The following is a 13,336-nucleotide window of genomic DNA, read 5'->3' as shown; positions in this document are numbered from 1 at the left end:
TCGCCAACGGCGGTCGTGGGCGTCTCGTCGATCTGCGCCAGACGCTCCAAAATGTGCATCAGACAATAGGCATAGGCCTTCCGCGCCAAGGGCAGGTCGAGCTTCGACTTTGTCGAACCCGCATTGACGTGCCCCTGAGAATTTCCTCCACGCGGAGCTAGAGTCCGGCCCTTGAAAGGACGGACGGAATGAAACGAGCGAGATTCACGGAAGAGCAGATCATCGGGATCCTGCGGGAGAACGAGGCCGGCGCCAAAGCGGGCGAGCTGGCGCGCAAGCACGGCGTGTCGGAGGGCACGATCTACGCCTGGAAGGCCAAGTTCGGCGGGATGAGCGTGTCGGACGCCCAGCGCCTCCGGGCCCTGGAAGACGAGAACGGAAAGCTGAAGCGCCTGCTGGCCGACGCCATGCTCGACAAAGCCGCGTTGAACGATCTGCTGTCAAAAAAGTGGTAGGGCCCGCGGCGCTGCGCCAGGCCGTCGCCCATCTGAAGGCGGCGTTCGGCGTCAGCGAGCGACGGGCCTGCTCCATCATCAAGGCGGACCGTAAGTCGGTGCGCTATCGCTCCTGCCGACAGCCGGACACGGCGCTGCGGGAGCGGCTGCGCGCCCTGGCTGTCGAGCGGCGACGGTTCGGCTATCGGCGGCTGTTCGTGCTGCTGCGGCGTGAGGGAGAACCCTCGGGCAAGAACCGGATCTACCGGCTCTATCGCGAGGAAGGCCTGACGGTGCGCAAGCGCCGCTCACGTCGTCGCGCCATGGGCACGCGCGCGCCGATCCTGGTCGAGGCCAGGCCGAACGCCCGCTGGTCGCTGGACTTTGTGCACGACCAGTTCGCCACGGGCCGCCGCTTCCGCATTCTCAACGTGGTCGACGACGTCACCCGCGAGTGCCTGGCGGCGATCCCCGACACCTCGATCTCGGGACGCCGCGTCGCGCGAGAGCTGACAGCGCTGATCGCTCGGCGGGGCCGTCCCGCCATGATCGTCAGCGACAACGGCACGGAGTTCACGTCCACCGCCATCCTGGCCTGGGCGCAGGATCATGGCGTCGACTGGCACTACATCGCGCCGGGCAAGCCGACCCAGAACGGGTTTGTGGAATCCTTCAACGGCCGGATGCGCGACGAACTGCTCAACGAGAGCCTGTTCTTCAGCCTGGATCACGCCCGCCAGAAGGTCGCCGCCTGGGCGCTGGACTACAACACCCGCCGGCCGCACTCGTCGATCGGCTACCTCACCCCGGAGGCTTTTGCCGCCAGTCTGACCGCAACAGGCCGACCCGCTGCGCAGGATGAAAGCTGCGCGGCCCGGCCTGTTGCTCACCCCACGCTGCGAGGCGTAACTAACCCAAGGACTCTGGTCGCCGCTGGATGAAAACTCAGGGGCACGTCAGCATGCACCACGTCGCCCCGCGCACTGAACAGCTTGCGCACGAGATCGATGACGGCTTTAGGCTGGCTTTCCGCCTTCAGGATGTGGGTCGCACGGTCAACGATGCGCGCGGTGACGCCGCCTGAATAGGAGTCGATGAGCAAGGCTTCGAAGGCGACCGCCAGGCTGACGATCGCTTCGTGATCCATCGCACTCCCCGTAAACGATCGGCGGAACCAATAGATGGAGTCGAGAAGCTTCAGGGCGAAACGGGTTCGAGCCGTATCCTGCTGACCGGGGACGACATTGGCCCGATGAAAGGCGCCCAGGCCGTTGATCGTGGCCTCTGATCGGGCGGCCAACTGGGCGCCGGTTGAGGCTTTCAGGGTCTCGAGATGAAGATCGACGTTGAGATCGGAAAGCTGCGCGAGAGCCGTGGAGGAAAGGTTCATTGGGACGCGACGATAGGAGAGCTCGCGTCCGGCGCCCGCATTCTCAAACACAAGATAGTGGCGGATGTCCAAGGTCTCATCACTGGACCGCGAACTGCTGAATCGTTTGGGGTCTGTCGGATCGACCAGTACGGAAAGCAGCATCACCTGCGCCGCTCCTAGACCGAGCTTCCGCATATACTCCGACTGATTTTCATAGGCGCCGACCGCATAGGATCGAACGCGGATCATCATCAGCGGGTTTTCCGATAACCACCGGAATCTACGGTTCGCATGCTCCTGCGACAGAACATGGTTCGGGATCGACGAGTTGATCCCCAAGGCCAAGGCCGCCTCTTTGACGAATTTGATGGTTTGCTGGATCGACTTGGTGGGCGGCACGACCGCCACCCCGAGATCCGAGAAGACGACTTCATCCAGCGAAGGCCTGCCCAAACTGAACGGCTTCATCACACCGTAGCCATGGAGCGGATAGAGGACGAAACCGGGCTCGTGAAACGCCTGCTGGTTCAGCTCCGCCACCGCTTCCGCGAGAGGGTCTTCTGATCCGTCGCGGATGAGCCGGAATAGGAGAGGATCGAGAATCTCAATCCCGACATGGATATCCTCGCCGGCGAGCAGCCGTCGGAGCTCCAGACGCTGAGGCTTGATCACAGCCTCGACCTGTTTGAACGCCTTGGTGTCGCCAGGGAAATGGTGCGCGAACAGATCGAGCGTCTCGGCTCCACGCAACCCCTTGATGAGTTCAGAGGCTGCAGCGACCTGGCGTTTGCGTGCAGCTGAGATCGGGCGTGGGGTCGGTATCATTCGTCACTCGGAAGGCAGGCCATCGGGAAGCTGCGACAGCCGCCCTCCTCAGAGAACCATCAATATCGAGAGAGCTTACTTCCGATCTCGCTTCGCGTAACCAATCATTGTTACTTCGGGCAGCGATGCACGTCGGTCAGCTCACACGGGGTGTCCATGGGAAGGAAGAAAAGCCATGAGCGATGATCAGGTCCCGGAGCTGGATCCGGCCGAAGCGGAGATGTTCACGCGCATGTGGCATCTCGGGTCGGCTTGCCGCGCTGGTGAGAGAATTGACGTCGATGGCGTTCTCTTCGATCTCGCTCACCCAGATCTCGATCGGGCGCAATGGTCGCCCACCTCCATACTTGGGTCCGTCCGCTTCGATCGAAACGCGCCTCGGCTGCTGTTCCCGTGGAGTAGTGAGGATGATCGCCTGATTCAAAATGCTCGAGGAAGCGCCCAGGAGGTCAAGGCGGGAGACACCGTCGTCATCCTCGGCGTGAAGGTTATCTCCGTGCGCGCCGGCCAGGGGCAACTGGACCATCCGCATCATCAAGAAAGCCGGTGGGCGGAATTGGGTCTCAAGTCACCGACGGGTCGCATCACCCCCATCGCGCAGGCCTGGGAGTTCCGTGGCGCCGCCGACGTCATGACGCCCGTGTCGAGGGGCGACTACTTCCAAGCCCAACAGGCTCTGTACGCGAGATTGCAAACCGCATTGGGGTTCGAGGAAGACGTGGAAAGTCTGATGCTGTCCGACGATCGCAGCGACTGGCCGACATTCTCCAGCCTCGCCGATCCGCTCTACCATCAAGCGATCGTCGCACTTTGGTCCGCCGAGAACAGCGCTGACGAAGAGGGCCGCGCCGTGTTCGGCTATCTGATGGCCCGGGCGGAGGCGAACGAACGCCTTCTTCCCCTCGCAGCCCGTCATGCGGATGTAAGAGCCGGCAACCGTCGCAATGCTCAAAAGCCCCGCAAGGGCGGCGAGGAAACAAGAGAGGCGGCTCTGGCGATCATCGTGCAGTCCCCCGACATCTCCCGCAAGCGGTGCGCGGAGCGCGTCGCGGAGATCAGGGAACTGTCCGACCTGAAGTCCATCTACCAGCGCATCGACCAGTATTTCGAGAAGGGCGCCAACGGACGGTTCAGGCCGACTGCCGCAGCGATCCTGAAAGCCCGGTCTAGAAGGGGGGCTAACGGCGTTAAGCTCGGAAATCTTTAGGGGGTTAGCGATGCTCCCCTGCTCCTTCGAGGCGGCAAAGACCCCGGATGATGCTCGAAACTGGAGCCCATCCCATGAAGCCTCGTCTCACGCCCTCTCTGTCGTTCATCATCGAAGTGATCCGCCTCGCCGCTGCCGTACTGACCGTCATCGCCGCAGTTCTACGAACCTAGGGCACGGCGTCTATGCTTTCGACCGTTCAGACATTTTGGATTCTTGCACGAGCGCTGACGCTTTCGGAGAGATGGCCCGTCAACGGTCACACCCTGCAGGTCACCGTCGAGATATCCCAGCACCGCGCGATCGACGTCACCTTTGACACTCGTCGAGCAGTCACCGTCAATTGAAGTTCGTCACCGACTGCACATCGCCCGCCAGAAAAGGGGCGCCTCTGACGACGCCGCGGTTGGGGCTGCAGATCATGTAGAGCGGCCCCGGATTGTAGGTTTCAAGGATCGCGATGACCGGTTCGTCCTCCGGTCCCTTTTCACCAGCGGCAGATCACTCTTGAGCGAGAGAGACCGTCCCGCACCGTCGGCTTTAGGCATCGACGCAAACTCGGTGAACGGGGCGAACCCCTCCAACCACATCACAGCAATCGTGCCGTTCTGGAAGACATCTTCGCGATCAGCCGGCCGAGGCGAATGTTCATGAATGACGGTGCGATCTTCATCCGTCCCCCGCGAGGCGGTCTGCACGACCTTTTTCACGCAGTCCTCCACCGCGAGGACGAAGGCGTAGCGCTCAGCCCGATCGATCTGTATCCTGCTCTGATCGATCCTCAGCCCAACGTCGAACTCGATCCTTGGGAACAGCAGCTTTCCCCCTTCGTGAGGCCGCTCCACAGGGGTGGCCGGTGCGAAGCTGACGTGGAAGCGCGCCCGATGGACGCCCTTGAATTCACCATCGCCGAAATCGATGCGCTGGGCCGCGTAGGCGTTACGGGCGCTCTCCCTCGCCAATCGTTCAAGTAGCTCCTCGACCGTCTTCACATCCAACCCGTCGACGACAACGGGAATCCCTGGCCCTTCAAATCCGAGCCTGATGTCCAGATTGTTGTTCGCCGGCAGGGCGCCAGCCGCCAGGGCGCCGGGAAAGGTCAGTTCCCCGATAGCGATCGAGATGGTCTGAAGCCACAGATCGAGATGGCGACCGGGCAGCCCCCATTCGAGATCCGTCGGCTCCCTGATCTGGTAGAGCGATATATTATCGTGCGCGGCTTGGGTGATGGCGCCGCTCTGAAACCCTCGCGTCGAGAAGATCACGCCGCGGGACGCTCCGACTTCACGGACTGTCGTGGTCAGCGCATCGACGTGAATGCGTTCGACGGGTGAGTTCCGATATTTGCACTCGACGACAATCAGATGCTCGTAGAAGCCCTCCCGATGACGAACCAGGACGTCAATCTGCCGGGGCGCGCCGGAGCGGCCGGTCAGGATCACGTCATGCTCGACGGTGACCGTTCCCGTGTCATGAAGCTCGGCGACGAGGCGTTCGAAACCGCCCCAGTCCTGGACCATGTCTTCAAGCGTCTTCACGCCGTCATCCCCGAGCAAGATCGATTGCCGCGTCCAGTGCCTCCTCGAAATCCTTGAGCCGTCCACGTAAGATGTGATCCTCGCGTTCGAAGATCCCGCGAAGTTCACCGAGATGATCGGATTGCATCATCGGACCACCAGCCAGGACGCTGGCCACGAGGCTCTCCCGGAAACCTCGCTTGTCCCCGTCCCGGGGCAGCTTGGCGATGCACCTGAAGACAATCTCGGAGAGATTCCGCTTGAACCGATCCGAGACCGCATCGGCCAACAGCACCTGCCGCAAGCAGTCGCCCAAGGCGATGATCGCCGACTTGGGGATGTTTCCATTCTGAGTAACGGCTCTGTTTGACTGCAGCACGAGGTGCGGCGAGTCTGCAGGCAAGCGGTCGATGGCCTCGATCCAGTCCGTCAACGCGCCGAAGATGGACGAAAGGAGATAGGCGTTCCGGGTCGGCCACTCGTCGAAGACCTCTTCATCCTTGCGGGGATCGACATAGAGTTCGAGGAGGCTCTTGGTCAGATGGGTCGTGTAGAACAGCCACATGTGCCAATGAACGCCTTGCCGCATCGCCGCGCCCACCATCAGATCAAGATAGCGAATGGCGACGAAGGTGCGGTCACGCCAACGCTCCTCGTTCTGGAACCGGTCAGCCGTACCACTCAGATAGGTCTGGTAAGCACCGTCTTTCGCCTCGGCGAGATACACGAGCGCGGCCTCCATGACCGGCTCCCATGCCCCCAATCGCTCCGCCTGCCGCGCGTCTCCGAAAAGGAAGCTCAGGTAGGTGTTGTGGTCGGGGAAATCGTAACCGACATTGACGGTGTTCTGGTTTTCGTACACCTCGGTGAACAGCGGGCTATCGGTGTTTTCGGCTAAGGTTCGCAGGATCTGTTCAGCGAACTCAAAGACAATTTGGCCCTCAACCGCCATCATCTCCACAGCAGTCTTCGGACGCTCCATCGCAATGAACTGCACAAACCCACGCTGGCGGTAGAGTAGGCGTTCCAGGGCCGTCGCCGCCTGCTTCTGAGCATCCGACGCGGTCAATGCACCAGAGGACACCCCGGCGATCAGGCCCAAGTGCGGCTGGATGACCCGGTTAAGCTCGGAGAATCGCTTCTCCTCCGCAAGCGCTGTCGCCAGGGCGAGAAGGCGCGGTAAATGCCGGGTGCCCAGCGCCTTTCCCTGCAAATTGAGCAGCACGAGCCCCAGCCAGACTAGGACGAGGACGAAGGCGGCCTGTTGCGGGGTGATCCAGGGCTTGTCGCCATCGAGAACCAGAACGCGGCAGACCTCCGCCTCCCACCCGCACTCCGGGGCCCAAACACTGAACAGTTCGAGATAGAGAACTGCTGCGCCGAACACGACGGTCAGCGTCAACGTCACGCCGCGCCGCAGCAGCAGCGCCTTTCGGCGCGAGTCCGTGGCCAGGGCGAAAAGCGCGACGACCAGACCGACGAAGGTCACCAGACCATCAATACTCATTGCATCCCTCCCGCAAGGCAGCCCGATGAGCGGACCGTGAGGCCTCGTCCTCGGCAGAGAACCGCGCGCCCTCGGCCAGCATGAAATCAAGCATTCGCGGGAGTTCCGCGTCCTCGAGATCGTAGCGTTCGACTTTTTCCAGAACGATCCACATCGCGGTCTCGCGGTCGGCGCCGCGATACGTCGTCAGCTCAACGTACCGGTTGAGGATCGCCTGCGCCGTGCCGCGATGGCGCCAGTAGATTTCGGCAGCCTCGGCGTGTTCGAAATTATCATCCGCAAGCGCCAGCGCGGTCTCGAGATCGACCTCGGGCCGCACATGCGGCGCGGCTTCTCCGACCAATGCGCGAAGGTCTTCGATCTTCAAGCAGTCCTCCGAGGGAGCCGTGAGGAGCTTGTTGGTGTCCGTGATGATCAGACGACAGTCCTGGCAGAGATAGACATCTGCGTGCGTTCTGTAGGTCAGGCCGCCTTGGTCCCAGCCGTTACGCCACCGTAAAGCCGCGTCATCCTCTTCATCCTGATAGATGTGCAGCCGGTGAAGACGGCCGGTCATCTTGCCCTTGCCGGAGAGGCGCAGGCACTCGAACCGAGAGCGATCGCAGGTCGGGCATGCCCAGTCCGCATCATGCCAGACCCACGGCGAACGCGGATCTTGGGTCGCAGTGAACGCCTCGAATTCGGCTTTCGAAGGGACACGAACCGGTCGGGCCTTGAGTTTCACCGACGAACGGAAGCCGTCTTTCTGAAGCGAGCGCGCGGATAGCTCGTAGGGCAGTTGGAACAGCTTGTGCGCGGGATAGGCGGGGTTGCGAGACATGTCGCTCAGCAGGGGGCCCAGCGGCGGCTCGGACACCTGTTTGCGACCTTGGCGCTGATGCCGGCCTTCAGCCACCCGCGCGGCGAGCAGGGCGGCAAATGAAATCCGGTCGAGCACGTCGTCCTCCACCGATTTCCAGATCGCTTCGGCCTTCTCCACGTCCACATGGTGCGGGCGGCCTGGCTGGATGGTGATGAAGGTCGAGATCTCGGCGGGAGAGAAGCTGAAGTCGGGGTGGACGATGCCCTTGAGCCTCCGCTTCGCATCGCCGTCCGCCGCATTGCAGTCAACGCAGACGATAGACGGATGAAAGCGCTCGATGAGCTCCTTACAGACCGACACGGCGCCAAACCAGCGGCTGAAGGCCTCGGGCTCGGACGGACGGTTTCCGTCGCGCCGCAAGACCCGCTTGCCATAATCCCGAAGGTGATCGTGATGCCGGTCCAACCGACAGATCAGCACTCCGGCGTCCGACAGCCGAGCGAGCTCAGCCTTGTAGCGACCGCATGGCATGCAGCGCCAAATCGGCGGCACATTCGCCCAGTTGTCGTCCAGGTCGAGCTTTTTGACGCCGTGCTGCGCCAGTAATGCCTTGGTCTGCGCGCTCCATCGGCCATCGAAGGAGCGAAAGAGACTTTCGATTTCCTGATCGCTGGCGCGCGCAAGATCAGGAATGGGGAGTGTCGCGGAGACCTTCATCGGCTCCACACGTCAGCGGCCGAAATCGAGATGGCCACGCGCTCGGCGAGATCTCCGACAAACCAGTCCCATTCCTCACGCCCGACCCTCGCCGCGCAATAGGCGGCAGCCATGCCGCTGAAAGCCGCCAGCACCACCCGCAGATCGGCGACGAACCCGTCCAGCGTCTTGGCCATAAGCGAGATAGATGGCGTCCCGGTAGTTGGCCTTTCCTCGATAGCGGAACGCCTCGTGCAGAAAACACAGGCTGCGGCGATTGAAGGCCTCGTCGCGCAAAGCCCTTGCGGCCTTCGTCTTGAAATCTTTCACCCCGAGGGCGCGGAAGGCGGGGCTGTCCCTGACGGAGATCTGAACGTTCCACTGCTCCCACCCTGCGCTGCCGGACAGATACTCCGCCATACAGCCCCAGGCGTCGTCTACCGTCTCTGGGCGCGTGGTCAGCGAGTGCTTCCCCCGGGCGCGAGGCACCCGCAGCGCCGCTTCCACCTCCGCCTTGCCGAGGCGATCGATGCGGTCGGCAAAAGGTGCCATGACGAGTCCGGGGACTGCGAACTGACGGTCCCATTGCCGCGCGGTTGCCGCATGGGTTTCGGGGAAAGATCCGTCTGCGGCCGCAATCATCGCCGAGGCCGCGCCATAGACGCCATAGTACCACGCCACGATGCCGGTTCGCGCGACGTCGGCTTTGTTGGCGGCCGTCGCCAGCACGTCGAGCGTCGCGAGCTGGTTCAAAGCGAAGAGCAGTTGTTCGTAAATGGAATTCAACTGCCGCTCGGGCAGGGTCTTGCGCTGGACCCGTTGGTAAAAATCGCGCCCGGTCACGAAGCCGACGTCCAACGACGTCACGAGGATCGCCATCGCCCTCATCCAGTGGACGGTTGAAGGCAGGGCGAACACGGCGTCAGGAATATCCTCCTTTGGCTCCGAGAGGGTCCCGTGGGTCCGCATGCGCGCGTAGAGCGAATTGATCGTCATTTCCGCTGTCCTCGCAATGGCAGAGGTGCCAATCCTAACTGCGTTCGTCACAAGAACAATGCGCGAACAGACCATTTTGACGTGACAAGCTCAGGACAACCCTGACTTATCCCCGGCCGAGGCGTGTAGTGCGCTAATTCCTTCCCGGCGAAAGCGATGGGGTGCAGGGAGTTACCGATGCATCCGGGAACGACGATGACCGATTAGCCGCTCGATGCGAGCGCCGCGCCTTTCCGATGGCGCAACTGTTACGCGGATGTGACGACGTGGCGTCACGCACAGACGGCGAGGCTGTTTCCGCCCGATGTCGTCCTCCCGAGCGTGGCGAACCTTCAGCCCAAATCGCTGAACTTGGAAAGGGTGACGATCCTGGCGATGTCTTCTTCAGGCCGATATCGAAGAAGTTCTGAGGGAGACGAAGCTCGCCTACGTCAGGATCTCGATGGTCGGCCTACACGATGATGCCGTGCGCAGGCTGATGACCGTCGCGGTGGAAGGTCGGCGCTTCATCGCGCGGTATGGCGATGACCTCCGTCGATTGCCGCTCGGGAGATCCGAAATAGGTCGCTGCGGCGAGTGCGACCGAGACCAACGCAAGGGGCGCGCGATCATCGCATGCGCCGCCGTTGCGACGTGGCCTGCGTTGTTCATCACGGCGTCGGGCTGTCGGCGCCGGCTACCCTGTGCCAGTTGGACGGGCTCGGTGCCCGCCTTCGCCTGACCGGCGCCGATGCCTCCATCACCGGCAACATCAGGATCGCGACCAAGACGGGAACAGAAACTTACAGCGTCGTAGCCTGGCATCGAGGCACCCCATCGGCGTGCGCCGCCACGCGCGCACATCCGCGCGGCTAGAAGCCTTGCGGCGCACGTAGGGCCAGGCCTCGAGATGGGCACCGTTCTGACACGCTGAATACGAACACCGTCAGGGCGCCCTGCCCAGGCCGACCGTCTCTCAGCTCATATCAAAGCGGAAGCCGAACAGGCCGCCGGTCTCATCGTCGGTCAGCCTCACCGCATTGATCGCGTCTTCCAGAGGGTCGTCGAGGGCGAGTGCGGCCTTCTCGAACTCATCGCTGTTCAGGGCGACGATGTATTGCCCCCCAGCCTTGCGGGAGACCTTGTCGCCATAAGCCAAGGCAAGACCCACCTGCCGGGAATCCACGCCATCAAACATGTGGCTGTCATGAACCACCATGCGGGGGCCCGGTTCGAAGCGTTCGAAAGCGATTTCGAGAAGCGCCATGTCGAAGCAGAACAGCTTCATCATGTCGATCCCGCCCTTGTTGCCGCCGCCTTGAATATCGATCCGGAACTTCGGTCCGGAGCGTGACGCTTCGACGATCAGGTTGCCCGTCCGGTCGTCGTAGAGGGTGTCGATCGCGCGATCCACGAGGACGGTGGCGCGCTTGATCTGGTCTTCGGCTTCGTCGTGATCCTGCTGTAGTTCAAGCTGCAATTCGGCCGCCTCGGCTTTCAGCTGCGTCTTGTCGTTTTCGAGACTCGCGGCGTGCTGCAGTTTCCCCTTCAGCACCTCGACCCGGCCGACGATCTCGCCGAGGGCCTCGCGCAAGCGGATCAGGTCCTCGAATGCCCCCGTCCCGTCCAGAGACCGCAGGATCTTCGTTCGCTCGTCCGAGGCGTCCCGAAGCGCGCGTTCGAGTGCGGTGCGGTGATCGCGCACCTCCTTTATCTGAGCCTCGAGATAGCGACGACGGTTCGACGCAACGGAGGCCTGGAAGGCCTTCACATCCTCGAACCGACGAAGGGCCACCGCCGGAAGTTCAACATTGGCGGCGGCGTAGAGGCGCTCGACGTCGGTGTAGGCGGGCGGTGCCTCTTCTTGGAGGGACCGCGACATGTAGTCGACGGCCGCGTCTGCCTCAGCCAGGCCGAACGTCACGTCGGAGACTTTCTCCTTCAGCTCGGCGGCCCTTGCCGCCAGCTCCCGAAAGCTATCGTGGACGAGGAAGGCGTCGATCTGAGCCCGCAGGCTATCGCGGCGTGCTTCCGCCCGGGCGAGTTCGGGCCGGATTTCGGCCGTTGTCCCAAAGATGGCACCGAGTTCGCCCTCCTTGATCGCCTTGGTCAGGGTTTCGATGGCCCGGCGTCGATCCCGCATGTCCTGGAAGGAGCGCGCAACCTCCCAGTCCAGGCCGATTAGGTACGACAAGGCGACCTGCCAACTGCCCGGTTTCTGATCCGAGGCGGTCTTTTCAATCACGTCCAGGCCGCCGGACGCCCGGCGGCGGGCGAAGTAGCCGACAAGGGAGCGGAAGGTCGGAGCCCATTTGCGTTCGAACGGCGTGTCCTTCCGATCGCGGGGTAGATCGAACCACAGATCGCCAAGCACCGCCCGCCATGTATTCAGATCGACGGAGACCTCGTCCTCGTCGCTCGCGAAGATGTCGATCGGGATGTGCAACCCCAGACCGTTGGCATCACCCGCGATCAGATGAACCATCTGGTCGCTTGAACCTGACCGCCGAACCGTGACCCAGCGGTCGCCCAGCAGCACCTCCATGGAGAAGCTGTGATCGATCAGCTCGGGGTGCTTGAACAACGATTTTTTGGGCGCGTCGGCGCCCAGCAGGAAGTGGATGACCTCGACGAGGCTCGTCTTTCCCGCCGAGTTCCGAGTGTGGCGCCCCGTCGATTCTGCAGCGACATCCGCCAGGAGAATGTTCAATCCCTCGCCGAAGACGACGGTCTTGAACGTGGAAAGCGTGCTGTCGATCGTGCGGATCATCGCGCGGTCGTTTTGATCACGGCGCCGTCGACCTGATCGATCGCGCCCACGGCGTAGAGCAGGGACAGGGCCAGAACGAACCAGTCGAACGGCAGGGGTGACTCACCGTTCTGGTCTGAACGACGCGCGCGGACCTTATCCCAAATTTCGGACACCGTCGCGGCGTCTCCCATGACCGACAGGATCTCGCCGCCGACAGACAGGAGCGCCCGGTCCGGCTTCAGATATTTGCTGGGCAGGATCACGCCGCCGTCACCTCGACCGGCTCATCTTCGAAGATCGTGCAGGTTTCGAAGAAATGCGCCAACAGGCTCCATACGGCCACGTCGAGCGCAGCGGTCATCCGTTCGACGCCAGCGACGAACTCATAGAGCTGAAACAGGATGTCGTCCGGCTCTATGTCCTGGGCCCCCAGGTCCAGATACTTCGCCTTCAATACGGCGGCAATTTCGGCGCCGAGCATGGGATCCTGGTGGTTGTCGAGCATTTGCCCGACCCTGTTCGAGTTCTGCATGCCGTTGATGATACGGCTCTGCGAATGGTCGCTAAGGCCGTTGAAGTGAAGTTTGCGCTCGGGCACCGCCCGAGGCGGGTCTAGGTTAGCGGCATCATGTTGAACAGCCATGAGATCGCTCACGACCTTTAGCAGGACTTCGGGCTGAATCGCACGGAAGTCTTCATCAGACGCCGCCTGGCCGACCAGATCGTCGATCGCATCGACATCCAGACCGAACAGCGCAGCCTCGAACTGCTCCCTGCCGAAGATATCGATCTTCACTCCGGGGTGGGCAGCTCGCAGCTCAAGAATCTTCGCCACGATCTGGGCCGGTGGCTGTTCGACGTAGTTATGAACGAACTTCCAGCCTTTCAGGCCGGGCCAATGCTTCAGCGCCCCAAGAAAGTCCGAGTTGACCTTGGCCACAGCCGTGCTCATCGCGGCCTTTGTCGCATTTGCCCCGGCGTTGACCGGACCGTAGCAGGCAAACACGGTGAGGGGGTCCATGAGAAGGCCGTCGCATTTGAGATCGCCCCGCGAATAGTCCGTGCCGACGCCTTGGAAGGCGTCGCTGTATACGCGGGTCATGAGCTCGGACAGGAACTCCTGGAGCTTCACCCCCTTGGCCCGGCGAAGTTTCAGCTCAAGCGCGGCCTTGATGGCGTTCCGTCGTGAAGGTGAGAAAGACACGCAGCGATTCCGTCGCCGGCCCCTGGTCCCGCCGGTTCGCCCAAC

General features: G+C 62.4%; 10 protein-coding genes and 1 pseudogene. 3 read left to right on the top strand and 8 right to left on the bottom strand.

The features are described 5' to 3' along the window. Positions 1–188: 188 nt before the first annotated feature. Positions 189–341 (top strand): annotated as a pseudogene (locus JKF87_RS18700) (transposase); the annotation flags it as partial. Beyond that, positions 308–1,375: an IS3 family transposase gene (locus JKF87_RS00205; RefSeq protein ID WP_250132254.1), complete on the top strand. Its 1,068-nt coding sequence runs from the start codon at positions 308–310 to the stop codon at positions 1,373–1,375. The pseudogene JKF87_RS18700 and the gene JKF87_RS00205, both read left to right, overlap by 34 nt. Here the strand turns inward: JKF87_RS00205 and JKF87_RS00200 are convergent. Then, positions 1,321–2,631 (bottom strand): HEPN domain-containing protein, encoded by a 1,311-nt coding sequence (locus tag JKF87_RS00200; protein ID WP_201096312.1) that lies wholly within the window; start codon positions 2,629–2,631, stop codon positions 1,321–1,323. The two genes, JKF87_RS00205 and JKF87_RS00200, sit on opposite strands and share 55 nt — an antisense overlap. Before the next feature lie 175 nt (positions 2,632–2,806). Between JKF87_RS00200 and JKF87_RS00195 the strand changes: the two genes are divergently transcribed. Beyond that, positions 2,807–3,838, top strand: a complete 1,032-nt coding sequence (locus JKF87_RS00195) for a hypothetical protein (RefSeq protein WP_201096311.1) — start codon at positions 2,807–2,809, stop codon at positions 3,836–3,838. Between the two features lie 419 nt (positions 3,839–4,257). Here the strand turns inward: JKF87_RS00195 and JKF87_RS00190 are convergent, their stop codons facing one another. From JKF87_RS00190 to JKF87_RS00160, 7 genes are all read right to left on the bottom strand, one after another. Then, positions 4,258–5,376 (bottom strand): restriction endonuclease, encoded by a 1,119-nt coding sequence (locus JKF87_RS00190; RefSeq protein ID WP_201096310.1) that lies wholly within the window; start codon positions 5,374–5,376, stop codon positions 4,258–4,260. Between the two features lie 4 nt (positions 5,377–5,380). Continuing rightward, on the bottom strand, positions 5,381–6,862 hold the full coding sequence (locus tag JKF87_RS00185; protein WP_201096309.1) for a hypothetical protein: 1,482 nt from the start codon (positions 6,860–6,862) through the stop codon (positions 5,381–5,383). Then, complete coding sequence (locus JKF87_RS00180; RefSeq protein WP_201096308.1) at positions 6,852–8,381, bottom strand: hypothetical protein; 1,530 nt, start codon at positions 8,379–8,381, stop codon at positions 6,852–6,854. The genes JKF87_RS00185 and JKF87_RS00180 overlap by 11 nt, the downstream gene beginning before the upstream one ends. A 75-nt stretch (positions 8,382–8,456) precedes the next feature. Further along, positions 8,457–9,356 (bottom strand): hypothetical protein, encoded by a 900-nt coding sequence (locus JKF87_RS00175; protein WP_201096307.1) that lies wholly within the window; start codon positions 9,354–9,356, stop codon positions 8,457–8,459. A gap of 955 nt (positions 9,357–10,311) precedes the next feature. Further along, a complete protein-coding gene (locus JKF87_RS00170) occupies positions 10,312–12,105 on the bottom strand; it encodes an ABC-three component system protein (protein WP_201096305.1) in 1,794 nt (597 codons plus the stop codon). Then, complete coding sequence (locus tag JKF87_RS00165) at positions 12,102–12,350, bottom strand: ABC-three component system middle component 6 (RefSeq protein ID WP_201096303.1); 249 nt, start codon at positions 12,348–12,350, stop codon at positions 12,102–12,104. The genes JKF87_RS00170 and JKF87_RS00165 overlap by 4 nt, the downstream gene beginning before the upstream one ends. Further along, complete coding sequence (locus tag JKF87_RS00160) at positions 12,347–13,291, bottom strand: ABC-three component system protein (protein ID WP_201096302.1); 945 nt, start codon at positions 13,289–13,291, stop codon at positions 12,347–12,349. Before JKF87_RS00160 ends, JKF87_RS00165 begins: the two co-directional genes overlap by 4 nt. Positions 13,292–13,336: the final 45 nt, after the last annotated feature.

This window comes from Brevundimonas nasdae (genome assembly GCF_016654005.1).
In the GTDB taxonomy this organism is placed as follows: Bacteria; Pseudomonadota; Alphaproteobacteria; order Caulobacterales; family Caulobacteraceae; genus Brevundimonas; species Brevundimonas nasdae.
The sequence above is the reverse complement of the archived record's forward strand: the minus strand, read 5'-3'. Positions and strand labels throughout refer to the sequence as shown.